Here is a 22,836-nt window from a genome sequence, read left to right as displayed (position 1 = left end):
CAGCGAGCGGCGATGGTAGACGAGGCAGGCGCGCCTGGCGCCTGCGGATCACCGTAGCGTCACGCGCGCTCGGCCACCCAGCCCTGCACCGACTGCAGTGCGGCCGGCAGCTTGCTCGGGTCGGTGCCGCCGGCCATCGCCATGTCGGGCTTGCCGCCGCCCTTGCCACCCACCTGCTGGGCCACAAAGTTCACCAGGTCACCCGCCTTCACCCGGCCGATGCTGTCGGCGGTGACGCCGGCGGCAATCTGCACCTTGCCGCCGTCCACCGCGGCCAGCACGATGGCCGCGGTCTTCAGCTTGTCCTTGAGCTTGTCCATGGTTTCGCGCAGGGCCTTGGCATCGGCGCCGTCCAGCGTGGCGGCCAGCACCTTCAGGCCCTTGACGTCCACGGCTTGCGCGAGCAGGTCATCCCCTTGCGACGACGCCAGCCGGCTCTTGAGCGCGGTGAGTTCCTTCTCCAGTGAACGCACCTGGTCCAGCACCTGCTGCAGGCGCGGCGACACCTCGGCCGGCGTGGCCTTCAGCGTGCCGGCCACCTGGTTCACGGTGGATTCCAGCGATTGCAGGTAGGCCAGCGCGTTGTCGCCGGTCACCGCCTCGATGCGTCGGATGCCTGCGGCCACGCCGCCTTCCGCGACGATCTTGAACAGGCCGATGTCGCCGGTGCGCTGTACGTGCGTGCCGCCGCACAGCTCCTTGCTCGTGCCGATCTCCAGCACACGCACCACGTCGCCGTACTTCTCGCCGAACAGCATCATCGCGCCCGACTTCTGCGCTTCGTCGATCGGCATCACCCGCGCCTGCGTGGGCACATTGGCCAGGATCTCGGCGTTGACGATGGCTTCGATCCTTCGGATCTGCTCATCGGTAACGGGCGCGTTGTGTGCGAAGTCGAAGCGGGTGCGCTCGGGCGTCACCAGCGAACCCTTCTGCTGCACATGGCCGCCCAGCACCTCCCGCAGCGCCTTGTGCATCAGGTGGGTGGCGCTGTGGTTGCGGATGGTGCGCGCGCGCTTGTCGGCATCGACCTTCGCATTGAGCGTGTCGCCGATCTTGATGCTGCCTTCGACGATGCGGCCGTGGTGGCCGAACACATCGGCCTGGATCTTCTGCGTGTCTTCGACGATGAAGCGGCTGGTATTGCTGCGCAGCTCGCCGGTGTCGCCCACTTGGCCGCCGGATTCCGCGTAGAACGGTGTGTGGTCGAGCACGATCACCGCGTCGTCGCCGGAGTTCGCCTGCTGCACCGGCGTGCCGTCCACATAGATCGCGGTCACCGCCGCGGTGTCGTGGATCAGCTTGTCGTAGCCGTGGAAGGTGGTGGGCGAGCCGCTGTATTCGAGGCCCTGCGCCATCTTGAACTTGCCCGCCGCCTGGGCGCGCTTGCGCTGCTCGTCCAGCAGCTCGTTGAAGCGGGCTTCGTCCACCGTCACGCCGCGTTCGCGGCAGACGTCGGCCGTCAGGTCCACCGGGAAGCCGAAGGTGTCGTGCAGCTTGAAGGCTGTGTCGCCGTCGATCTGCTTCGTGCCCGAGGCGAGCGCGCGCTCCAGGATCTCCATGCCGTTGGCGATGGTGCGGAAGAAGCCCTCTTCCTCCTGCTTGAGCACGTCCATCGCACGCTGCGCGTTCTGGCGCAGCTCCGGATAGGCCTCACCCATCTGCTCCACGAGCGCCGGCACCAGCGTGTGGAAGAAGGGCTTGCGCGCACCCAGCTTGTAGCCATGGCGGATGGCGCGGCGGGCGATGCGGCGCAGCACATAGCCGCGGCCGGCGTTGCTGGGGATCACACCGTCCACGACCGTGAAGGTGCAGGCGCGCAGGTGGTCGGCAATGACCTTGAGCGACGGCGAGTCCTTGTCACAGTCACCCGCGCCCGCCACATCCACTGCCTTCTTGGCCGCAGCCAGCAGCGCCACGAACAGGTCGATCTCGTAGTTGGAGTGCACGTGCTGCAGCACCGCCGTGATGCGCTCCAGGCCCATGCCGGTGTCCACGCTCGGCTTGGGCAGCTTGTGCATCACACCCGCTTCGTCGCGGTTGAACTGCATGAACACGTTGTTCCAGATCTCGATGTAGCGGTCGCCGTCTTCATCGGGGCTGCCCGGCGGGCCGCCGGGGATGCCTTCGCCGTGGTCGTAGAAGATCTCGGTGCAGGGGCCGCAGGGGCCCGTGTCGCCCATCATCCAGAAGTTGTCCGACGCATACCGCGCGCCCTTGTTGTCGCCGATGCGCACGATGCGCTCGGTGGGCACGCCCACGTCCTTGTGCCAGATGTCGTAGGCCTCGTCGTCCTCGGCATACACCGTCACCCAGAGCTTGTCCTTGGGCAGCTTGAAGTGCTCGGTCAGCAGCTCCCAGGCGAAGGCAATCGCGTCCTTCTTGAAGTAGTCACCGAAGCTGAAATTGCCCAGCATCTCGAAGAAGGTGTGGTGCCGGGCGGTGTAGCCCACGTTCTCCAGGTCGTTGTGCTTGCCGCCGGCGCGGATGCACTTCTGCGCGGTGGTGGCGCGCGAATACGGCCGCTTGTCGAAGCCGAGGAACACGTCCTTGAACTGGTTCATCCCCGCGTTGGTGAACAGCAGCGTCGGGTCGTCGCCCGGCACCACCGGCGAGGAGGCCACGATCTGGTGGCCCTTCGACTCGAAGAACTTCAGGAACGTGTTGCGGATCTCGGAGGCTTTCATCCGGTTCTCTCTCGGCGGGGGCCAGTTAAGTGCTTGATTCGGCGGAACCTTTGATTATAGGAAAGGGGTGGTCGAGCGCGTTGGCAAGGCTGGGGTGTGGCCCACTTCGCTCATGTCCCCCGGGCCTGCGGCCCTCCTCCTTGACTTCGCTACGGGGCCACACCCCAGCCTTGCCACTCCACCACTCGTGGTGGGCGGGGAAGGAATAGCCACGATGGTGGGGGATCGGGCCGGTGGGGCGTTCTGCGGAGCGAAGTAAAGGAGGAGGGCCACAGGCCCGGGGGACATGAGCGCAGCAGAGCGCCCCGCCGGCCCGATCAGACGCGCCGGTCATCGCGGGAAGGCGTTTGCGCTACACCGTCGCCGGCTGCGGATGCAAAGCAATCTGCTCGGCCAAAAACCCGTACAGCCGCTCGTCGTCACTGAACGCCACGTTGAAACGCAGCCATCCGGTGGTGTGCGGCTCCACCAGGAACAGGTGGCCCGGGCCCAGCATGATGCCGGCCGCCGCCGCGCGCTGCGACAGCTCGGCGCTGTCGGTCAGGTCGGGGTGGCGCACCCAGAGGTACATGCCGGCCTTGGGCTCGTGGAAGATCTCGAAGCCCAGCTGGGCCAGCCGGTGCGACACCTGCCCATGCGCCGCGGCCAGCCGGTCGCGCAGCGACTTCAGGTGCTTGCGCCAGCGCCCTTCGGTGAGGGCGCCATAGGCCAGGCGCTCGGTGAGGTCGGACGAGGTCAGGCCGGACACCATCTTCAGCTGGGCCAGTTCGTCCACCAGCTCCGGCCGCGCCACCAGGTAGCCGACGCGGATGTTGGGCGAGATGGTCTTGGAATAGCTGCCGACATAAGCCACGCGGCGCAGCTGGTCCAGGCTGGCCAGCGAGGGCCGCGGCTCGGGGTCGATGTCGGCGTAGATGTCGTTCTCCACCAGCGCCACGTCGTGCGCCTCGGCCAGCTGCAGCACCCGGTACAGTTGGGCCAGCGGCGTGGTGGCGTTGGTGGGGCTTTGCAAGCGCGGCTGGGTGAAGAAGGCCACCGGCCGGTGCTCGATCATCAGCGCTTCCAGCGCCGCGAGGTCGTAGCCATTGGGCCGGCGTGGCACGCCCACCAGCCGCGCGCCCAGGAAGCGCAGCATGAACATCAGGTTGGGGTAGCCCGGGTCGTCCACCAGCACCGCGTCACCGGGGCGCACCAGCCGGCGCGCCACCAGGTCCAGCGCCTGACTGGAGCCCTGGGTCAGCAGCACCTGGTCGGCGCCCACCGAGATCTGGTGCTGCGCCAGGCCTTCGGCGATGAGCTGGCGCAGCGCCAGGTGACCGTAGGGCAGGCCGTAGCCGCCCAGCTGCACGCCGTCGCTCGCCAGGTGGCGCAGGCTGCGGCGCACGCCGTCCTCGAACAGCCAGTCGTGCGGCATCCAGCCGCAGCCGGCCTTCAGCGGCAGGTTGCTGTTTTCGAAGATGTGCTTGAGGTACCAGCGCGCGTCGAAGCGCAGGTCGGGCCGCGGCGCCTCGGCGGCAGGGGTTTCCTCACTGCGCCGGCGCACGAAGAAGCCCGCATGCGCCTTGGACGTGAGCCAGCCTTGCGCCACCAGCCGGTCGTAGGCCTCCACCACCGTGAACACGCTCACGCCGTGCGAGACCGCGAAGCTGCGGATGGACGGCAGCTTGGCGCCCGGCTTGAGCGCCCCGTCGGCGATGAGCCGGCGAAAGCCCTCGACGATCTGTGTGACAAGCGGCGTGGACGAAGCGGGGTCGACGTTCAGCATGGCGGGGCCGGAAAGCGATACGCGGGAGTGTGCCAAGCCGGCGCTGAGTCAGTGCCCGCCCGGCCGCCCGAAGGGCACTGGCGCCCCCTCGGGGGGCAGCGAACAACGTGAGCGTGTGGGTTCCATGTCAGGGGTTCCATGTACAGGGGCCGGCACCTGCACAGTACACCACGCGAGCCGCGTGGCTGTATATGGCGGCCCGCACCCCCGGTGCCTACAGTCGCCAGCAGTCCCAGCCCCGAGGAGAGCCCCATGCACCGCGAACCCCATCTCAGCAATGCCGCCCTGATGGCGCGCCGCCACGCCGCCGTGGCCCGCGGCGTCGGCCAGGCGCACGAGATCTTCGTGGCGCGCGCCGCCAACGCCGAGCTGTGGGACGTGGAGGGTCGGCGCTACATCGACTTCGCCGGCGGCATCGCGGTGCTGAACACCGGCCACTGCCATCCCGAGGTGATCGCCGCGGTGAAGGCGCAGCTGGACCTGTACACCCACACCTGCTTCCAGGTGCTGGCCTACGAGCCCTACGTGGAGCTGGCCGAGCGGCTGAACGCGCTGGCGCCGGGCCACTTCGCCAAGAAGACGCTGTTCCTCTCCACCGGCGCCGAAGCCGTGGAAAACGCGGTGAAGATCGCACGCAGCTTCACCCGGCGCGCCGGGGTGATCGCCTTCACCGGCGGTTACCACGGCCGCACCCTGATGACGCTGGGCCTCACCGGCAAGGTGGCGCCCTACAAGCTGGGCTTCGGGCCCTTCCCCAACGAGGTGTTCCACGCCCTCTTCCCCAACGAGCTGCACGGCATCAGCGTGGCGGATGCGCTGGCCTCGGTGGAAACCATCTTCAAGAACGACATCGAGGCCGAGCGCGTGGCGGCCTTCATCCTGGAGCCGGTGCAGGGCGAAGGCGGTTTCTATGTCGCGCCGCCGGAGTTCATCACAGGGTTGAAGCAAATTGCCGATCGCCACGGCATCCTGATCATTGCCGACGAGGTGCAGACCGGCGCCGGCCGCACCGGAACCTGGTTCGCCAGCGAGCAGTGGCCGGTGGCGCCGGACCTGATCACCACCGCCAAGTCGCTGGCCGGCGGCTTCCCGCTCGCCGGCGTGGTGGGCCGCGCCGACGTGATGGACGCACCGGCGCCTGGCGGCCTGGGTGGCACCTACGCCGGCTCGCCGATCGGCTGCGCCGCCGCGCTGGCGGTGCTGAAGGTGTTCGAGGACGAGCAGCTGCTGCAGCGCAGCCGGGCGATGGGCGAAGCGCTGGTGGCCGGCCTGCGGCGCATCGGGGCGCACACGCCGGCGATTGGCGACGTGCGCGGCCTGGGCGCGATGGTGGCGATCGAGCTCTTCGAAGGTGGGGACCTGGCGCGGCCCGACGCACAGCTCACCAAGCGGGTGGTGGCAGAAGCCGCCCGGCGCGGGCTGATCCTGCTGTCCTGCGGCACCTACGGCAACGTGATCCGCATCCTGGTGCCGCTGACGGCCGCCGACGCGCTGGTGGCCGAGGGCCTGCAGATCCTGGCCGACAGCCTGGCCGCGGCCCAATGAAGGCCGTGGCCGCCCCGCCGCTCGAACCTGCGGAGCGCCCGCTTGCCACGGCGGAGCCGCTGGTGCGCTTTCGCGGCGTGCAGAAAACCTACGACGGCGTGCACCTCGTGGTGCGCCAGCTTGACCTGGACATCCGGCGCGGCGAGTTCCTCACCCTGCTCGGGCCCTCTGGTTCCGGCAAGACCACCACGCTGATGATGCTGGCCGGGTTCGAGTCCCCCACCGCCGGCGACATCGTGCTGGACGGCAAGCCGATCACCCGCACACCGCCGCACAAGCGCCACTTCGGCATGGTGTTCCAGAACTACGCACTGTTCCCGCACATGACGGTGGGCCAGAACGTGGCCTATCCGTTGACGGTGCGCAAGGTCGCTCAGACCGAGCAGGCGCAACGTGTGGCCAAGGCGCTGGGCATGGTGCGGCTGGACGGCCTGGCTGATCGTTATCCGACCCAGCTGTCGGGCGGCCAGCAGCAGCGGGTGGCGCTGGCACGCGCACTGGTGTTCGAGCCGCAGCTGGTGCTGATGGACGAGCCGCTGGGCGCGCTGGACAAACAATTGCGCGAACACATGCAGATCGAGCTGAAGGAGCTGCACCGCCAGCTCGGCGTGACCTTCGTGTACGTCACCCACGACCAGGGCGAGGCGCTCACCATGAGCGACCGGGTGGCGGTGTTCAACGACGGCGCCATCCAGCAGATCGCGCCCGTGGAGCAGATGTACGAAGCGCCGGCCAACCGCTTCGTGGCCGGCTTCATCGGCGACAGCACCGTGCTCAAGGGCACCGTGCGCGCGGCCGACAGCGAACGCTGCGGCATCGTGCTGCCCGATGGCCGCGTGATCACGGGCCTGAACGTCAACGGCGCCCAGGTGGGCGAGGCTGTGGAGGCCTGCATCCGGCCCGAACGCATCGTCGTGCACACGCAAGCACCGGCCGAACGCGCCAATGTGCTGCAGGCACGCGTGGCCGGCGTCATTTACTACGGTGACCACCTGCGCCTGCTGTGCAACACGGGCCGGGGCCAGCCGGACAGCACCGTCAAGGTGCCGCTGGCGGCGGTGAAGCCGCTGCAGGCAGGCGACGACGTGTGGCTGGAGTTCCCGCCGGACCTGATCCGCATCTATTCCCTTCCCTCACCCACTCCCGAAGGAGTCTCCCCATGAACAAGACCATCCTGGCCATGGCCGTCGTCGTTGCGGCCGGCTTTGCGCTGCCCGCGCTGGCCCAGTCGCAGATCACGGTCGTGAACTTCGGCGGCGCCAACGCCAATGCGCAGAAGAAGGCCTACTACGAACCCTTCGAGAAGACCGGGGTGAAGGTGGTGCCGGTGGAATACAACGGCGAACAGGCCAAGGTGAAGGCCATGGTCGAGACCAAGAAGGTCACCTGGGACGTGGTGGAAGTGGAAAGCCCGGACGTCACCCGCGGCTGCGACGAAGGCCTGTTCGAGAAGATCGACTGGGCCAAGGTGGGCAACAAGGCCGACTTCCAGCCCGCCGCCGTGCACGAATGCGGCGTGGGCATCTTCGTGTGGTCCACCGTCATGGCCTACAACGGCGAGAAGATCAAGGATCGCCCCACCAGCTGGGCCGACTTCTGGGACCAGAAGAAGTACCCCGGCAAGCGCGGCATGCGCAAGGGCGCGCGCTACAACCTGGAGTTCGCGCTCATGGCCGACGGCGTGAAGCCGGCCGACGTGTACAGGGTGCTCTCCACCAAGGAAGGCGCCGACCGCGCGTTCAAGAAGCTCGGCGAGCTCAAGCCGCAGATCCAGTGGTGGGAAGCGGGCGCGCAGCCGCCGCAGTTCCTGGTGGCCGGCGACGTGGTGCTGAGCACCGCCTACAACGGCCGCATCAGCGCCGCGCAGCGCGAAGGCAAGTATCTGCAGGTGGCCTGGTACGGCGGCATCTACGACCTGGACTACTGGACCATTCCCAAGGGCACACCCAACCGCGACGCGGCCTACAAGTTCATCCAGTTCGCCAGCCAGCCGGACAACCAGGCCAAGTACGCGGAGGAGATCTCCTACGGCCCCACCAACAACAAGGCGCTGGCCAAGCTGCACCCGAAGGTACTGGCGAACCTGCCCACGTCGCCGGCCAATGCGAAGGACGCGGTGCAGTTCAACGTGAAGTTCTGGGCCGACCAGGGCGAGGAGCTGGAAAAGCGCTTCGCCTCCTGGGTCGCGCAATAAGCCGCAGCGCATGAGCACCCTCGCGGTTCCACTGCCCGTTGGTGGCACCAGCCTGCAGCGCTCGCTGGCGCGGGCCGAGCGCATGCGCAAGCTGCGTGCGTTTGCCCTCACCCTACCGCTGCTGGGCTTCCTGCTGCTGACCTTCCTGGTGCCGATCGGCGCGCTGCTCAAGCGCGCCGTGGAGAACCCCGAGGTGGCCAGCACCTTGCCGCGCACCGGCGAGGCGCTGCAGCGCTGGAACCGCGAAGAGGTGCCGCCACCGAGCGCTTTCGCGGCCGTGGCGGCCGACCTGGCCGCCCTGCCCGACCGCTCGGATGCCGGCGCCCTGGCGCGCCGGCTCAACAGCGAGGTGGCCGGCGCACGCTCGCTGATCCTCAACACCTACAAGGCACTGCCGATCGATGGCTCACCGGCCGAGGTGAAAGCCAGGATGCTGGCGCTGGACGAGCGCTGGGCCGAGCCGAAGTACTGGCAGGCGATCGCCAAGAACAGCTCGCGCTGGACCGCCGACTACCTGCTGGCCTCGGTGGACCTCAAGCGTGATGCGCAGGGTGACATCGAGCGCATGCCGGCCGACCAGCGTGTGTTCGCGCCCATCCTGGGGCGCACCTTCCAGATCAGCGCGGTGGTCACCGTGGTGTGCCTGCTGCTGGGTTATCCGCTGGCCTATTGGCTGAGCACGCTGTCGGCGCGGCAGGCCAATGTGCTGATGATCCTGGTGCTGGTGCCGTTCTGGACCTCCATCCTCGTGCGCGTGGCGGCGTGGATCGTGCTGCTGCAGTCGGGCGGGCTGGTGAACGGCGCGCTGCAAGGCCTGGGCCTGATCTCGCAGCCACTGCAGCTGCTGTTCAACCGCACCGGCGTGGTGATCGCGATGGTGCACATCCTGCTGCCCTTCATGATCCTGCCGCTGTACAGCGTGATGAAGAGCGTGCCCGGCACCTACCTGCGCGCCGCGGTGTCGCTGGGCAGCCCGCCGCTGGCCGCGTTCTTCCGCGTCTACGTGCCGCAGACGTACCCGGGCATCGGCGCCGGCGCCCTGCTGGTGTTCATCCTGAGCATCGGCTACTACGTGACGCCGGCCTTGCTGGGCGGTGGTGACGACCAGATGCTGAGCTACTACATCGCGCAGTACACCAACGTGAACATCAACTGGGGCATGGCCTGTGCGCTGGGCGCGCTGCTGCTGGCCGCCACGCTGGTGCTGTATGCGGTGTACCGCCGCATTGTGAAGTCGGAGCTGAGCCTCGGATGATGAAGCCCTCACGCTCACTTCGTTCGCTGCCCCCCGAGGGGGCCGCCAGCCCCCTTGCCTTCCTGAAGCCGCAATTCCCCGCCTACGCCACGCCGCTGGACAAGGCCGGCTGGTGGGCCTTCCGTGGCCTGTGCGTGGGCGTGCTGGCCTTCCTGCTGTTGCCCATCCTGGTGATCATTCCGCTGTCGTTTTCGGACAGCACCTTCCTGATCTACCCGATCACCGGCTGGTCGCTGCGCTGGTACCACAACCTCTTCGACTCGGCCGAGTGGGTGCGCGCGGCGAAGAACAGCTTCATCGTGGCACCCGCCGCCACGCTGATCGCCACCTCGCTGGGCACCTTGGCCGCCGTGGGCCTGGCGCGCGCGAACTTCCCGTTCAAGGGCCTGCTGATGAGCGTGCTGATCGCGCCCATGGTGGTGCCCATCGTGGTGGTGGGCGTGAGCACCTACCTGTTCTTCGCCAATGCCGGCCTGGCCGACACCTACACCGGGCTGATCCTGGTGCATGCGGCCCTGGGGGCGCCCTTCGTGCTGACCACCGTGCTGGCCACCTTGCAGGGCTTCAACCAGAACCTGGTGCGTGCTTCGCTGAGCCTGGGCGCCGGGCCGGTGCGCAGCTTCTTCCGCATCACCCTGCCGGTGATCGCGCCGGGCGTGATCTCCGGCGCGCTGTTCGCGTTTGCCACCTCGTTCGACGAGGTGGTGGTCACCCTGTTCCTCGCCGGGCCGCAGCAGGTGACCCTGCCGCGCCAGATGTTCACCGGCATCCGCGAGAACATTTCGCCCACGATCGCCGCGGTCGCCACACTGCTGATCGTTTTCACCACCAGCTTGCTGCTGGTGCTGGAATGGCTGCGGGGCCGCAGGCGCTGAAGGCTATGGACTTCAACCAACCGCTCAGCGGCAATGCCATGCCGCGTTTCGCCGGCCCGGGCACCATGATGCGGCTGCCGGCTGCCACCTCGCCGGCCGGCCTGGACGCCGCCTTCATCGGTGTGCCGCTGGACATCGGCACCTCCAACCGGCCGGGGGCGCGCTTCGGCCCGCGCCAGATGCGCGCCGAGTCGGCCCTGCTGCGCCCCTACAACATGGCCACCGGCGCCGCGCCCTTCGACATGCTGCAAGTGGCCGACCTGGGCGACGTGCCGATCAACACCTACTCGCTGCCCAAGTCGGTGGGCATCATCGAACACTTCTACGACGAGGTGCTGGCCTCCGGCTGCAAGCCGCTCACGCTGGGCGGCGACCACACCATCGCGCTGCCCATCCTGCGCGCCATCGCACGCCGCCACGGCCCGGTGGCGCTGGTGCATGTGGACGCGCATGCCGACATCAACGACGACATGTTCGGCGAAGCCATCGCTCACGGCACGCCCTTTCGCCGCGCGGTGGAAGAAGGCCTGCTCGCCTGCGACACCGTCTGGCAGATCGGCCTGCGCGGCACCGGCTACGCGGCCGACGACTTCGACTGGCCGCGCGCCCAGGGCTTCACCGTGGTGCAGGCGCATGAGGTCTGGTACCAGTCGCTGGCGCCGCTGATGGCGCAGGTGCGCGAACGCATCGGCCCTGACCGGCCGGTGTACCTGAGCTTCGACATCGACGGCATCGACCCCTCGTATGCCGGCGGCACCGGCACGCCGGAGATCGGCGGGCTCACTGTGCCGCAGGCGCTGGAGATCATCCGCGGCTGCCGCGGCCTCAACCTGGTGGGCGGTGACCTGGTCGAGGTGTCGCCACCCTACGACCCCAGCGGCAACACCGCGCTGCTGGGTGCCAACCTGCTGTACGAGATGCTGTGCGTGCTGCCCGGCGTGCACTACCGCTGAAGCCTGACACCGCGCATGGGCCGGCCCCGGCGCAGTAGAGTGAAACGAACCTCCAGACCTTGAAAGGCCCCCGCATGTCCCGCTCTCCGCTCGCCCAGTTGAAGGACCCCACGCTGCTCAAGACCGATGCGCTGGCCAACGGCGAGTGGCTGCGTGGCGCGGCGCGCTTCGAGGTGCACGACCCGGCCACCGGCGCGCTGCTGGCCGATGTGGCCAACATCGATGCCGAGGCCGCCCGCACCGTGCTGAAGGCAGCGCATGCGGCCTGGGCGCCCTGGGCGCGCAAGACGGCCAAGGAGCGCGGCGCCATCCTGATGAAGTGGTTCCACCTGCTGCACCAGCATGCCGACGACCTGGCCACCATCATGACCGCCGAACAGGGCAAGCCGCTGGCCGAAGCCAAGGGCGAAGTGAGCTACGGCGCCAGCTTCATCGAATGGTTTGCGGAAGAGGCCCGCCGTGTCTACGGCGAAACGGTGCCCACCACCGACAACAACAAGCGCTACCTCGTCATCCAGCAGCCGGTGGGCGTGTGCGCGGCCATCACACCCTGGAACTTCCCGATCGCGATGATCACGCGCAAGGTGGCGCCGGCGCTGGCCGCCGGCTGCCCGGTGGTCATCAAGCCGGCGGAGCAGACGCCGCTGTCGGCGCTGGCCGTGGCCGAGCTGGCACAGCGCGCCGGCATGCCGCCGGGTGTGTTGAACGTGGTGACCGCCGACGGTGCCAACTCCATCGAGGTCGGCAAGGTGCTGTGCGACAGCGACCTGGTGCGCCACCTCTCCTTCACCGGCTCCACCGAGGTGGGCCGCATCCTGATGAAGCAATGCGCGCCCACGATCAAGAAGCTCAGCCTGGAGCTGGGCGGCAACGCACCCTTCATCGTGTTCGACGATGCCGACCTCGACAGTGCGGCCGAAGGCGCGCTGGTGAGCAAGTACCGCAACGCCGGCCAGACCTGCGTGTGCGCCAACCGGCTCTACGTGCAGGAGAGCGTGTACGACGCCTTCATCGCCAAGCTCGCTGAAAAAGCCCGCGGCATCAAGGTGGGCAACGGCTTCGAGCCGGGCGTGAACCAGGGGCCGCTGATCGACCAGGACGGCCTGGCCAAGGTGGAACGCCACGTGGCCGATGCGGTGGCCAAGGGCGCCCGCGTGGTGGTGGGCGGCCACAAGATCGGCGAGCGCTTCTTCGAGCCCACCGTGCTGGCCGACGCCACGTCCGACATGCTGTGCGCCCGCGAAGAGACCTTCGGCCCGGTGGCGCCGGTGTTCCGCTTCAAGACCGAAGAAGAAGCCATCCGCCTGGCCAACGACACCGAGTTCGGCCTCGCGAGCTACTTCTACAGCCGCGACATCGGCCGCATCTTCCGCGTGGGCGAAGCGCTGGAGTACGGCATGGTGGGCGTGAACACCGGCCTGATCTCCACCGCCGAAGTGCCCTTCGGCGGCGTCAAGCAATCCGGCCTGGGGCGCGAAGGCTCGCACCACGGCATCGCCGACTACCTCGAGGTGAAGTACCTCTGCCTGGGCGACATCCAGCGCTGAGCTCTCGCTGCAGCCCTCACTTCACCGCCGAAAAGTTGTAGACGCCCAGCGCGCCGAAGGCCGCATCGTCCACCGCCACCGTGCCGCCCAGGTACAGCGGCTGGCCGGTCACTTCGGTGCTGACATGGGCGTCGATCACCCTCACCGTCACGCCGGTCGCCATGTTGCTGTGCCGCAGGTGCAGCCGACCAGTGGCCGGGCAGTACCAGCCGCGCACGGGCGCCGGGCCGATGGTGCCCTCCACCATCAGGCAGTCGGGGCCGCCGGCCGTGCCGGGGCCGCCCTGGCGCTGGATCACCAGCTGTTCCGTGCCGTTGTCGATGCGGGCGGTCCAGGTGGTGCCGGCCAGGTTGGCGGGCCGGGCGGCGTGCGCGTTGGCGCCGGCCAGGAGTGCCACGATGGCGGCCAGCCGGGCCGTGTGGAGCGAGGTGTGAGTCATGGTGCAGATCTCCATAGGATCGTTGCTGCAGCCAGCGCCAGGCGTTCATCGGCAGCAGCAGCAGGTGAAGGGTGAGCACAGGCGCAATGCCGGCGCCCGCGCCATAGGCGATGAAGGCCAGATTGCTGGCCATGGCCAGCAGCCGCAAGGCGGCCATGTCGCGCATGCAGAAGGTCGCCAGCACAAGACCGGAAGCGACATAGCCGACGAGGTCGATCACGGCCGCTGTCCGTCGTGTGCCAGGCCACGGGGGCGGCGCCGCGCCAACCAGCTGGCCGCGCTCAGCCCGGCCAGCAGCAGCGCGGGTGTCGGCAGCTCCGGCACCGGCGCCACGTCGGTGAACACCAGTCCATAGTTCCAGTGCGCATCGATCTGCGGCGGCGCGCCATCGGCCCGGTCGTCCTGCAGCCGGTTGAGCAATCGGTACCGGCCGGCCGCAAGCTGCCCGTCGATATCGAACGCCATGTCCAGCGTGTTCAGGTGGGACACGGTGCCGGTGTCCATCCAGCGCGCCTGCGGGTCGTCCCAGCGCTGCAGCTTGATGAACTGGCCGCCGCCGGTGTCGCCCTCCAGCTCGAAGCGGCTCGCCGCATCGAGCGTGAACACGAAGGCCTGGTCGTTCACCGCCTCGATGTACGAGCTGATGCCACCGGCCGGCTGGCCCAGGAAGATCAGCTCGGAGGCCAGGCCCAGTGCGGTGTGCCCCTCGGCGTTGAGCGAGCGCAGCCCGCCCACGCCGGGCTGCAGGCTGAACGCCTGCTGCACCGACCAGGCGACGTCGTAGGAGAAGCTCCACATCGAGAAGCTGTCGTCCCAGTGGTGCAAGCCGTTCAGGGCCAGCGACCGGTTGGCGTCCAGGGAGGTGACAGGGATTGGCGAGCCGTCGCTGCCCGAATCGCTGAGCGTCGAGAAGGCGCCGAAATAGCTGACCTGCGCGACCGACTCGCGTTCGGCCAGCGCCGGGCCGGCGCACGCGCCGGTGGTGGCCAGCGCCGCGAGCAGCGCGATGGCAATGGGTGATGTGCGCATCGTGGGGTCCTCCAAAAAAGTGTCGAGACCCCTGTACAGACGCGGTCCGGCCCGCCAAGCGGCCACGCCTGGGCGCAACGATCGTCTTCGATCTAGGGGGTGTGGCGCAGCGCCGCCCGGCATTGCGCCAGCGCCGCCGCGGCCGCTTCGGCCCAGGGCCCCGGCGCGTCGGCAGCCTGCCAGTAGGCATGGGCCCGCTCCAGCAGCGGCAGCGCCTCCTGCGCGCGGCCCTGCGCCAGGTGCAGCTTGGCCATCGCGACCAGCGCCTCGGCATGGGGGGGTGTCAGCTGGCGTTCCAGCCTGGCAAAGGCGGCCAGGGCGTCGCCGAGCCGGCGCGCGGCACCGGCTTGGTCTCCCTGGGCTGCGAGCAGAGCGCCCAGCTCGGCGCCGGCGCGCATGCGCTCGCGCTGCAGCTTGGGTGACATGTCGGTCGATTCGACCAGCCCCTCCAGCAGCGCGCCGGGCAGCGGCTGCGCGGACCGGCGCAGCACGAGGGCCCGCACATACGCCGCGCGGGCCTGCACGGCGGGCGCCACCCGGGTGCCGGCCAACTGCGTGGCCACGGCCTCGATGCCGGCGCGCGCCTGCGCGAGCTCCCCATTCAGGGCCTGCGCCAGGGCCAAGTGGCTGCGCGCGGTCAGGGTGGCCTCGTGCTGGGGCCCCAGCACGCGCTGCAGGATCTGCACCGCTTCCGTCAGCACAGGGGCCGCGCGGCCGGCCTTGTACTGCGCCAGCAAGGCCAGCCCGTGCGCGGCCAGCGTGCCGGCATAGGTGAACGACTCCTTTTCGACCTGGGCACCGAGGATCGCCAGGGCCTCCTGGCTGTTGCGCTCGGCCTGCGCCAGCTCACCCAGGTCGATCTGGTAGGCCACCAGGTTCTGCAGCAGCACGCCGGTGAGGTGGCTGTTGTTGCCCAGCAAGGTGCGTGCATCGGCCACCGCATGCTGCAGCTGGGCGATGCCGCCGGCCAAGTCCCCTGTGTCGGCGAGGGCGCGGCCGTAGGTGGCCCGCGCCTCGATCACGCGCGGATGCGGCCCGTCCGCGCCATAGGCCTCCAGCGCCAGGGACAGGGCCTGGCCCGCCGCCTCGCGCGCAGCGTCGAAGCGCTTGTCATAGCGGTGCGCCAGGCCCAGGAGGATGGCGGCGCCCACGGTGTCGGGATGCTGGCGGCCCAGGCGCTGCAGGGCCAGCTGGGCTGATTCCACGGCCACGCGGGAGGCGCCGGAGTAGTCGCCCACGTCGATCAGCAGCAGGGCCTGGGCCTGCAGGGCCACCACCAGGTCTTCCGGCAATGTGTCGTCCCGGCGCAGCTGCGGCACCAGGGTGTCCAGGGCCTGGCGGGCCTGGGCGGCGCGCCCGCGCAGCCGGTCCACCTGCACCTGCAGCAGCCGGGCATGCAGGGCCTGCGGATGGTGCTGGGGGAGGAGCTGGCGCGCCTGCGTGGCGGCGCGGTCGATGGCCGCCTCGGCCGCGTCCAGGTCGCCCAGCATCATCAGGCTTTCACCGAGCATGGTGCCCAGCTCCACGCGCACGGCCGGTTGGGCCACCATGAAACGCCCGAGCTTGCGATCGGCCTGTTTCACCAGGTCCATCGCACTGGGTGCCTTGCCGCCGAGGTAGGGGTTGGCTTCCTTGAAGAGGGCGGCGAGAAAGCGCTTGACCTCGTCGGCCCGGCGCGCTTCGGCACGGGCCTCGCGCGCCTGCCAGACCGCGATACCGGCACCGGCCACCAGCGCGGCGCACGCGGCCGCGCCCACCGCCACCGCGACCGCGTTGCGGGCCACGAACCTGGAGGTGCGGTACCAGGTGCTGTCGGCGCGCGCCAGCACCGGGCGGCCGGCAAGGTGGCGCGCTATGTCCGCCGCCATCGCGTCCACGGTGGCATAACGCTGCGCCGGATCCTTCTTCAGCGCCATCAGCACGATGGTGTCCAGGTCGCCGCGCAACGCCCGGCGGGACGGGCCGTGCGCCAGGTCGCTGGGCCGCGCCGGCTCGGCCTCGAGTACCGCCTGTTCGAGCTCGGCACGCGTGCCGCGGCGCAGGCGATACGGCCGCTGCCCGCTGAGCAGCTCGCACAACACCACGCCGAGGGAATAGATGTCCGATCGGGTGCCCACCGCCGCGCCGCCGATCTGCTCGGGCGACGCGTATTCGGGCGTCAAGGGCCGGCGGCCCTGCTGCGTCAGGGCTTGCGATTCGTCCTGCGGCGCTTCCAGCAGCTTGGCGATGCCGAAGTCGAGCAGCTTCACCTGGCCGCCCTCGTCCACCAGCAGGTTCGACGGCTTCAGGTCCCGGTGCACCACCAGCTGCGCGTGAGCGTGTGCCACCGCATGGGCCACCTGCAGGAACAGGCGCAGGCGCGCAGGCATGTCCAGCTGCCGGCTGTCGCACCAGCGGTCGATGCGCTCGCCTTGCACCAGCTCCAGTGCAAGAAAGGGCTGGCCGTCTGCCGCGATGCCGGCGTCGTACAAACGCGCGATGTGCGGATGGTCCAGCGCGGCGAGGATGCTGCGCTCACGCGCCATGCGGGCGGCCAGTGCATGGCGGTCGCTGCCGGCATGCGGCAGCTTCAGCGCCACCGGCCGGTCGATCAGCCCATCCACGCGCACGGCCTCCCACACCTCGCCCATGCCACCGGCCCCCAGCGGCCGGCGCAGCCGGTAGCCGCCCACCGTGTCACCGGCCTGGTGCTGCGAGGCCCCGTCCAGCGGGGGCAATGTGCTGAGGCCTGATGCCGCGCCGGCCTCGTGCGCGGCGAGCAGCTCGGCCAGCAGGGGCTTGAGCGCGCCCGACTCGGTGGGCAGGGCCTGCAGCCATGCGGGCCGCTGGGCGGCGGGCAGGTCGAGCGCCTGGTCCAGCAGCGGGCTCAGGCGGGACCAGGTGGCGGCGTCGATGCCGAAGCGGGCGTTCATCGAGCGGGTGGGGTGCGGGCGCGGCGGTGAGGCGCCAGCCGGTGTACGCCCGCAGCCGCTACCCCACCATCCCCATGGTTGGGGACGTGGTGCAGCCGCTCAGACGAGGAGCTCGCGCTGCAACAGCAGCCGGGCCTTTTCCCAATCGCGCCGCACGGTGCGCTCCGACACCTCGAGCGCCTGCGCGATCTCGGCCTCGGACAGGCCCACGAAGTAGCGCAGCTCCACCACCCGCGCCAGGCGCTCGTCCAGTGCTTCCAGCGCCACCAGGGCCTCGTGCACGTGCAGCACCTGCTCGGCGGCCGTGGGCGCGGCAGGCGCCTGCCCTTCGGTGAGCGTCACCCTCCCTGCGCTGCCGCCCCGGCGGTCCGCCTGGCGCTTGCGGGCGAAGTCCACGATCACCGAGCGCATGGTGCGGCCGGCATACGCCAGCAGCGCGCGCCGCTCCGACGCGGCCAGGCCGGCCGCGCTCATGCGCAAATAGGCTTCGTGCACCAGCGCCGTGGTATCCAGCAGCGTCTGCCGGCCACCATGGCGCAGGCGTGCGCGCGCCAGGATGCGCAGTTGGCGATACAGGTCGGCCGGGAACGCCGGCGCGGCATCCGGCGAAGGCGCGGCAGGTGCTTGGTCCATGGGGCCGATATAACGTGGCGCCATGGCGAGGGCAATCCCTCGCAGGGCTTCAGGCCAGCGAGCCGTCGTCGTCGTTGGCGGCCTGGGGCAGCGTGCCGCTTTCACCGTGGTTGGCGAAACCGGCACGCCCCACCGCCGGTGTCATGGCAGCGGCGCCGCTGGCACGGCGCAGCAGGGCGTCCGCCTGCTTGCCGTCGGCGGGATACAGCGCCGCGCCCACACCCACCGCCACACCCACGCTGTGGCCGGCCACGTTGAAGGGCTGGTGCAGCGCATTGGCGAGCTTCTGCGCCACCCGGTGCGCATGCGAAGGCTCCTCAATGGCCGACAGCAGCACCGCGAAGGCATCGATGCCAAGCGAGGCCACCACGTCCGAGGCCCGCACACCGGCGCGCAGCCGCACCGCCACCTTGCGCCGCAGCACGTTGGCCGACTCGCGCCCCAGCCGCGCCTCGGTGGTGGCCAGGCCTTCAAGCCGCAGCACCAGCAAGGCCATGGGTGCGGGCTCGCGCTCGCGCAGGGCCAGCAGGTGGCTCATGTGTTCGGCCAGCTGCATGTGGTTGGGCAGGCCGGTGGCCAGGTCGGTGGCGTAGGCCTTGCGCGCCTCGCGCTCGATGCGCTTGCGCTCCACCGCGAGGCGCAGGGCGCGTGGCAGTGCATCGCCGTGCAGTTCGGCCACCGGCAACACGTCCTGCACCCCCTGGCTCAGCAGGCGGGTGACGGCATGGGGCTGCGGTGCTTCGGGCGCCACCAGCACCACCGCCGCGTTGAGCGCGGTCTGCGGCAGGCCCGGCCAGCTGGCCACCGGCAGGCCGGCCAGCACCGCATCCACCGGCGCCTGCGCCAGGCGCTCGGCCGCGCTTTCGTGGTCGGCGCAGCGCTCCAGCACGAAAGGCCCCCAGGGGGAGGTTTCCAGTGCGGCCAGGCGGGCCGCCCAGGCCGCGTCGGCCCGTGTGACAACGCACAGCAGGCGCAAGGGCTTGGGAGCGGACAGTTCGGTGGACATGGGCGGGCCTGTGCGGTCTTCGAGCCGCCATTGTGCGGCCCTCTGCCTATAATCTGCGCCCAATGCGGGTGTAGTTCAATGGTAGAACGGCAGCTTCCCAAGCTTCATACGAGGGTTCGATTCCCTTCACCCGCTCCAGATCGCAGGCCCTTCGGGGCCGTTTTTGTTGCATGACCGATCCAGCGCCGCCCTCTGTAGCCCACCCGCGTGCGATCCGCAGCTTCGTGTTGCGCGCGGGCCGCATGGGCACGGGCCAGCAGCGGGCGCTGGCGGAGTTGGGGCCGCGTTTCGTGCTGCCGTTCCAGGCCGAGCCGCTGGACCTGCCGGCCGTGTTCGGCCGCACGGCGCCGGTGGTGCTGGAAATCGGCTTCGGCATGGGCGATGCCACGGCGCAGATCGCCGCCATGCGGCCCGACACCGACTTCATCGGCGTGGAGGTGCACACGCCGGGCGTGGGCGCGCTGCTCAAGCACATCGGCGAGCGCGGCCTCGCCAACCTGCGCATCGTGCAGCACGACGCGGTGGAGGTGCTGGACAAGATGATCGCGCCGCAGTCCCTGGCCGGCGTGCACATCTTCTTTCCCGACCCGTGGCACAAGAAGAAGCACAACAAGCGGCGCCTGGTGCAGCCGGGCTTCGTGGCCGCACTGGTGACACGCATTGCGCCCGGTGGTTACCTGCACTGCGCCACCGACTGGCAGCCCTATGCCGAGCAGATGCTGGAGGTGCTGGGCGGCGAGCCGGCATTGCGCAACACCGCAGACGGCTATGCACCCCGCCCCGACTACCGGCCACTCACCAAGTTCGAGAACCGTGGCCTCAAGCTGGGCCACGGCGTGTGGGACCTGGTGTTCGAGAAGCGCTGAAGGCGCGCCTTCTTCAGTCCGCCCAGACGACCGTTCCGGTCCACCAGGTGGCCAGCACGATCAGGCCGAAGGCGATGCGGTACCAGGCAAACGCCACGAAGGTGTGGGTGGCGATGTAGCGCAGCAGCCAGCGCACGCACAGGAAGGCCGACACAAACGCGGCCAGCATGCCCACCGCCCACATGCCCAGGTCATCGGCCGTCAGCAGCGCGCGCTCCTTGTACAGCGAGTAGATGGACGCGATGCCCAGCGTGGGGATCGCCAGGTAGAAGGTGAACTCGGTGGCCACCTGGCGTGACAGCCCGAACAGCATGCCGCCGATGATGGTGGCGCCGGAGCGGCTGGTGCCGGGAATGAGCGCGAAGCACTGCGCGATGCCCACCTTGAGCGCGTCCAGGGAGCTCATCTCATCCACCGTCTGCACGCGCACGGCGTGGTGGCGCCGTTCGGCCCACAGGATGACGAAGGCACCGAGGATGAAGGTGACGGCCACGGTGGGGGCGTTGAACAGATGCGCCTTGAGGAACTTGCCGAACACCAGGCCCAACACCGCCAGCGGCAGGAAGGCGATGCCCACGTTGACCAGCAGCTGCCGCGCCTTGGGATCGCTGCCCAGGCCGCCCAGCACGCCGGCGATGCGGGCACGGAACTCCCACACCACGGCCAGGATGGCGGCCGACTGGATCACGATCTCGAACAGCTTGCCGCGTTCGTCGTTGAAGTCCATCAAGGCACCGGCCAGGATCAGGTGCCCGGTGGAGGAGATCGGCAGGAACTCGGTGAACCCTTCCACCAGCCCCATCACGGCCGCCTTGGCCAGCAAGATCAGATCCACCACCACTCCCGTACGACGCGAAGCGCCGGATGATACCGACGCGGCATGAGGGCCACTTCAGCGCGCAGCCAGCGCGACTTCCACCCCTTGCGCGGTGACGGTGATGGCCCCAGCGCGCAGGCCGGCGGCATGCAGGCGCTCGGCTTGCCGGGGCTTGAGGCGGTAGACCGCCATCTCGTCCAGCACCCGCTCCGCCAGCAGCGTGCCGATGCGCTGGGCCTGCATCGGCAGGGCCGCGCCACCACTTTCCATCTGCAGCTGCTGCACCCGCACCTGCGTGAGCCGGATGGAGTCGTCCGCCGGCTCCAGGCGCAGGGCACAGTCCATCGCCAGCTTGCCCTGCGCCGCGCGGCCGAACAGGCGCTCCAATGCATGGACGTCGAAGCTGCCGCCCAGGCGGTTGCGCTCGGGGATCAGCCAGACGCGCGGCGAGGTCACCGTGACATCCACCACCTCCGCCAGGCGCTGGGTCAGCGGAAAGTGGCCCGCCAGCAGGCGGGTGAGTTCCGCCTCGCTCAGGGTGAAACTGCGCGGCGCGAAGCTGGCACAGCCGGCGCTCGCCAGCAGCAGCGCCGAGAGCGGGGCCGCACACAGCCAGCGCCGGTGCAGGTTCGGATGCGGACTGTCAGGCGTGATGCCAGGCAGGGCACTGGAGGCGGCGCAAGGGATGGGCATGCCAGCTCCACGCGGCGCCGCGCGCAGCCGTTGACCCCGATGCACTCGGTTGCTACATTACTGACCAGTCAGTCAGTAAGATGATCCATGTCCGCATTGCCCACACCCCCGCCGCCCCCCTCCACCGACGCCCAGGCCGGCACCGCCCGCCAGCGCCGCAAGGAGGCGCGCCCGCAGGAGCTGCTGGAGGCGGCGCTCGCGCTCTTCGTTGAAAAGGGGTTTGCCGCCACCCGCTCCGAAGAGGTGGCCATGCGCGCGGGCGTGTCCAAGGGCACGCTGTACCTCTATTTCCCCAGCAAGGAGGAGCTGTTCAAGGCCGTGGTGAGGCAGAACCTGTCCACCCTGATCGCCGAGGGCCAGGGCCTGGTCGACGGCTTCGAAGGCAGCACCTCGGATCTGCTCTCCTGCCTGATGGAAGCTTGGTGGAACCGGGTGGGCAACACGCCGGCGTCGGGCATCTTCAAGATCATGATGTCCGAGGCGCGCAACTTCCCCGAGCTGGCCCAGTTCTACGTCGACGAGGTGGTCAAGCCCTCGCAGGCCCTGCTCGGCCGCACGGTGGAGCGTGGCATGCGGCGCGGCGAGTTCCGCCCCCTGCCCGCGCGCGACGTGGTGCATGCGCTGATCGCGCCGGTGCTGTTCCTGGCCATGCACAAGCACTCCCTGGGTGCGTGCGGCCTGGAGGGCATGGAGATGGACGCGGAGAGTTTCATCCAGACCCAGATGCAGCTGGTGCTGCGCGGCCTGGAGCTGCCGCGCCCGGCCGGTGCCGTCGAGGGCGCGAAATAAAATGGCGGGTTGCGATTGACGCCACCCCGCCCGAGGACACGAGGATTCACATGAACATCGAACAAGCCCGCTTCAACATGATCGAGCAGCAGATCCGTCCGTGGGACGTGCTCGACGACGGCGTGCTGCAGCTGCTGGCGGCGGTCAAGCGGGAGGACTTCGTGCCTGACGCCTACCGGGCCCTGGCTTTCGTGGACACCGAGGTGCCGCTGCCTGAACGCGAGTGCATGCTGGCCCCCAAGGTGGAAGCCCGCCTGCTGCAGGAACTGAAGGTCGCCCGGCATGAGAAGGTGCTGGAGATCGGCACCGGCTCCGGTTTCATGGCCGCGCTGCTGGCCCACCGCGCACAGCAGGTGCACACGCTGGAGTGCAAGCCGGCACTGGCCGAGCTGGCGCGCCACAACCTCAAGCGTGCGGCCGTCTTCAACGTGCAGGTGCACGAGGCCGACGGTGCGCAGGGGCTGCCAGGCGAGGCGCCTTTCAACGCGATCCTGCTCTCCGGCTCGGTGGCCGAGGTGCCCGCCGCGCTGCTGCAGCAGCTCAAGCAGGGCGGGCGGCTGGCCGCCATCGTCGGCTTCGAGCCGGTGATGCGCGCGGTGCTGATCACCCGCACCGGCGAGGCCACCTTCGAGCACAAGGTGCTGTTCGACACCGTCGGGCCGCGCCTGCATGGTTTTGCCGAACCGTCGCGGTTCAAGTTCTGAATGACGCCACCGTCCCGCCCGGGCGCAGCCCATCGCCGGTATTTGTCATCACGGGGCGCCAAGTCGGCAGGCTGTCGCATTCCGGGTGCGACGCGGCCGGGAGTGCGTCTATAACCTCGCCGGCGGC

Annotated in this window: 19 protein-coding genes and 1 tRNA gene; 11 read left to right on the top strand and 9 right to left on the bottom strand. The window is 69.5% G+C overall.

What is annotated here, in order from left to right; all coding sequences use genetic code 11:
* Positions 1–59: 59 nt before the first annotated feature.
* Complete coding sequence (gene alaS / locus VPH43_RS18285; protein ID WP_328579171.1) at positions 60–2,687, bottom strand: alanine--tRNA ligase; 2,628 nt, start codon at positions 2,685–2,687, stop codon at positions 60–62.
* Positions 2,688–3,039: 352 nt separating this feature from the next.
* Complete coding sequence (locus tag VPH43_RS18280) at positions 3,040–4,452, bottom strand: aminotransferase-like domain-containing protein (RefSeq protein WP_328579170.1); 1,413 nt, start codon at positions 4,450–4,452, stop codon at positions 3,040–3,042.
* A gap of 252 nt (positions 4,453–4,704) precedes the next feature.
* On the opposite strand from VPH43_RS18280, the gene gabT reads away from it, so the two are divergent.
* From gabT to VPH43_RS18245, 7 genes are all read left to right on the top strand, one after another.
* On the top strand, positions 4,705–5,997 hold the full coding sequence (gabT, locus tag VPH43_RS18275; RefSeq protein WP_328579169.1) for a 4-aminobutyrate--2-oxoglutarate transaminase: 1,293 nt from the start codon (positions 4,705–4,707) through the stop codon (positions 5,995–5,997).
* Positions 5,994–7,160 carry an ABC transporter ATP-binding protein gene (locus VPH43_RS18270; RefSeq protein ID WP_442909311.1) on the top strand — a complete coding sequence of 389 codons (1,167 nt, stop codon included), beginning with the start codon at positions 5,994–5,996 and terminating at the stop codon, positions 7,158–7,160. The genes gabT and VPH43_RS18270 overlap by 4 nt, the downstream gene beginning before the upstream one ends.
* Entirely contained in the window at positions 7,157–8,191 is a 1,035-nt protein-coding gene (locus VPH43_RS18265; protein ID WP_328579167.1) for an ABC transporter substrate-binding protein, read from the top strand. The genes VPH43_RS18270 and VPH43_RS18265 overlap by 4 nt, the downstream gene beginning before the upstream one ends.
* A 10-nt stretch (positions 8,192–8,201) precedes the next feature.
* Positions 8,202–9,446, top strand: a complete 1,245-nt coding sequence (locus tag VPH43_RS18260) for an ABC transporter permease (protein WP_328579166.1) — start codon at positions 8,202–8,204, stop codon at positions 9,444–9,446.
* Entirely contained in the window at positions 9,446–10,321 is an 876-nt protein-coding gene (locus VPH43_RS18255; protein WP_328579165.1) for an ABC transporter permease, read from the top strand. The genes VPH43_RS18260 and VPH43_RS18255 overlap by 1 nt, the downstream gene beginning before the upstream one ends.
* A gap of 5 nt (positions 10,322–10,326) precedes the next feature.
* Positions 10,327–11,274, top strand: coding sequence for an agmatinase (speB, locus tag VPH43_RS18250; protein ID WP_328579164.1), 948 nt, complete (start codon positions 10,327–10,329; stop codon positions 11,272–11,274).
* Between the two features lie 74 nt (positions 11,275–11,348).
* The gene (locus VPH43_RS18245) at positions 11,349–12,821 is read left to right on the top strand and encodes an NAD-dependent succinate-semialdehyde dehydrogenase (protein ID WP_328579163.1); all 1,473 of its coding nucleotides are present in this window, start codon (positions 11,349–11,351) and stop codon (positions 12,819–12,821) included.
* A gap of 16 nt (positions 12,822–12,837) precedes the next feature.
* Here the strand turns inward: VPH43_RS18245 and VPH43_RS18240 are convergent, their stop codons facing one another.
* The 5 genes from VPH43_RS18240 to VPH43_RS18220 all read right to left on the bottom strand — a co-directional run bounded on the left by VPH43_RS18240 (position 12,838) and on the right by VPH43_RS18220 (position 18,840).
* Positions 12,838–13,260: a hypothetical protein gene (locus tag VPH43_RS18240; protein ID WP_328579162.1), complete on the bottom strand. Its 423-nt coding sequence runs from the start codon at positions 13,258–13,260 to the stop codon at positions 12,838–12,840.
* Positions 13,261–13,476: 216 nt separating this feature from the next.
* Positions 13,477–14,289 carry a hypothetical protein gene (locus VPH43_RS18235; RefSeq protein WP_328579161.1) on the bottom strand — a complete coding sequence of 271 codons (813 nt, stop codon included), beginning with the start codon at positions 14,287–14,289 and terminating at the stop codon, positions 13,477–13,479.
* Between the two features lie 92 nt (positions 14,290–14,381).
* Entirely contained in the window at positions 14,382–17,201 is a 2,820-nt protein-coding gene (locus VPH43_RS18230) for a serine/threonine-protein kinase (RefSeq protein ID WP_328579160.1), read from the bottom strand.
* A 99-nt stretch (positions 17,202–17,300) separates the two neighbouring features.
* Positions 17,301–17,834 carry an ECF-type sigma factor gene (locus tag VPH43_RS18225; protein WP_328579159.1) on the bottom strand — a complete coding sequence of 178 codons (534 nt, stop codon included), beginning with the start codon at positions 17,832–17,834 and terminating at the stop codon, positions 17,301–17,303.
* 49 nt (positions 17,835–17,883) lie between these two features.
* Complete coding sequence (locus VPH43_RS18220) at positions 17,884–18,840, bottom strand: GGDEF domain-containing protein (protein WP_328579158.1); 957 nt, start codon at positions 18,838–18,840, stop codon at positions 17,884–17,886.
* A 64-nt stretch (positions 18,841–18,904) separates the two neighbouring features.
* On the opposite strand from VPH43_RS18220, the gene VPH43_RS18215 reads away from it, so the two are divergent.
* Together VPH43_RS18215 and trmB are read left to right on the top strand one after the other, a co-directional pair.
* A tRNA-Gly gene (locus VPH43_RS18215) sits at positions 18,905–18,978 on the top strand.
* A gap of 32 nt (positions 18,979–19,010) precedes the next feature.
* Positions 19,011–19,706: a tRNA (guanosine(46)-N7)-methyltransferase TrmB gene (gene trmB, locus VPH43_RS18210; RefSeq protein ID WP_328579157.1), complete on the top strand. Its 696-nt coding sequence runs from the start codon at positions 19,011–19,013 to the stop codon at positions 19,704–19,706.
* Positions 19,707–19,719: 13 nt separating this feature from the next.
* Here the strand turns inward: trmB and VPH43_RS18205 are convergent, their stop codons facing one another.
* Both VPH43_RS18205 and VPH43_RS18200 read right to left on the bottom strand, forming a co-directional pair.
* Positions 19,720–20,541 carry an undecaprenyl-diphosphate phosphatase gene (locus tag VPH43_RS18205; RefSeq protein ID WP_328579156.1) on the bottom strand — a complete coding sequence of 274 codons (822 nt, stop codon included), beginning with the start codon at positions 20,539–20,541 and terminating at the stop codon, positions 19,720–19,722.
* Between the two features lie 57 nt (positions 20,542–20,598).
* A complete protein-coding gene (locus VPH43_RS18200) occupies positions 20,599–21,216 on the bottom strand; it encodes a hypothetical protein (protein WP_328579155.1) in 618 nt (205 codons plus the stop codon).
* 87 nt (positions 21,217–21,303) lie between these two features.
* Between VPH43_RS18200 and VPH43_RS18195 the strand changes: the two genes are divergently transcribed.
* Positions 21,304–22,005: a TetR/AcrR family transcriptional regulator gene (locus VPH43_RS18195; protein WP_328579154.1), complete on the top strand. Its 702-nt coding sequence runs from the start codon at positions 21,304–21,306 to the stop codon at positions 22,003–22,005.
* A 50-nt stretch (positions 22,006–22,055) separates the two neighbouring features.
* The gene (locus VPH43_RS18190) at positions 22,056–22,709 is read left to right on the top strand and encodes a protein-L-isoaspartate O-methyltransferase family protein (protein WP_328579153.1); all 654 of its coding nucleotides are present in this window, start codon (positions 22,056–22,058) and stop codon (positions 22,707–22,709) included.
* The last annotated feature ends 127 nt before the right edge of the window (positions 22,710–22,836 follow it).

This window comes from Ideonella sp. BN130291 (genome assembly GCF_036231905.1).
GTDB lineage: Bacteria > Pseudomonadota > Gammaproteobacteria > Burkholderiales > Burkholderiaceae_C > CAMLIZ01.
Note: the sequence above shows the minus strand (reverse complement) of the source record. Positions and strands in the feature narration are given on the sequence as shown.

Excerpts from the sequence above, each read along its gene's own strand:
- VPH43_RS18200 (WP_328579155.1), bottom strand. The coding sequence starts at position 21,216 with ATGCCCATCCCTTGCGCCGCCTCCAGTGCCCTGCCTGGCATCACGCCT.
- VPH43_RS18195 (WP_328579154.1), top strand. The coding sequence starts at position 21,304 with ATGTCCGCATTGCCCACACCCCCGCCGCCCCCCTCCACCGACGCCCAG.
- VPH43_RS18235 (WP_328579161.1), bottom strand. The coding sequence starts at position 14,289 with ATGCGCACATCACCCATTGCCATCGCGCTGCTCGCGGCGCTGGCCACC.
- speB (WP_328579164.1), top strand. The coding sequence starts at position 10,327 with ATGGACTTCAACCAACCGCTCAGCGGCAATGCCATGCCGCGTTTCGCC.
- trmB (WP_328579157.1), top strand. The coding sequence starts at position 19,011 with ATGACCGATCCAGCGCCGCCCTCTGTAGCCCACCCGCGTGCGATCCGC.
- VPH43_RS18260 (WP_328579166.1), top strand. The coding sequence starts at position 8,202 with ATGAGCACCCTCGCGGTTCCACTGCCCGTTGGTGGCACCAGCCTGCAG.
- VPH43_RS18240 (WP_328579162.1), bottom strand. The coding sequence starts at position 13,260 with ATGACTCACACCTCGCTCCACACGGCCCGGCTGGCCGCCATCGTGGCA.
- VPH43_RS18280 (WP_328579170.1), bottom strand. The coding sequence starts at position 4,452 with ATGCTGAACGTCGACCCCGCTTCGTCCACGCCGCTTGTCACACAGATC.
- VPH43_RS18225 (WP_328579159.1), bottom strand. The coding sequence starts at position 17,834 with ATGGACCAAGCACCTGCCGCGCCTTCGCCGGATGCCGCGCCGGCGTTC.
- VPH43_RS18270 (WP_442909311.1), top strand. The coding sequence starts at position 5,994 with ATGAAGGCCGTGGCCGCCCCGCCGCTCGAACCTGCGGAGCGCCCGCTT.
- VPH43_RS18255 (WP_328579165.1), top strand. The coding sequence starts at position 9,446 with ATGAAGCCCTCACGCTCACTTCGTTCGCTGCCCCCCGAGGGGGCCGCC.
- alaS (WP_328579171.1), bottom strand. The coding sequence starts at position 2,687 with ATGAAAGCCTCCGAGATCCGCAACACGTTCCTGAAGTTCTTCGAGTCG.
- VPH43_RS18245 (WP_328579163.1), top strand. The coding sequence starts at position 11,349 with ATGTCCCGCTCTCCGCTCGCCCAGTTGAAGGACCCCACGCTGCTCAAG.
- VPH43_RS18265 (WP_328579167.1), top strand. The coding sequence starts at position 7,157 with ATGAACAAGACCATCCTGGCCATGGCCGTCGTCGTTGCGGCCGGCTTT.
- VPH43_RS18190 (WP_328579153.1), top strand. The coding sequence starts at position 22,056 with ATGAACATCGAACAAGCCCGCTTCAACATGATCGAGCAGCAGATCCGT.
- VPH43_RS18220 (WP_328579158.1), bottom strand. The coding sequence starts at position 18,840 with ATGTCCACCGAACTGTCCGCTCCCAAGCCCTTGCGCCTGCTGTGCGTT.
- gabT (WP_328579169.1), top strand. The coding sequence starts at position 4,705 with ATGCACCGCGAACCCCATCTCAGCAATGCCGCCCTGATGGCGCGCCGC.
- VPH43_RS18230 (WP_328579160.1), bottom strand. The coding sequence starts at position 17,201 with ATGAACGCCCGCTTCGGCATCGACGCCGCCACCTGGTCCCGCCTGAGC.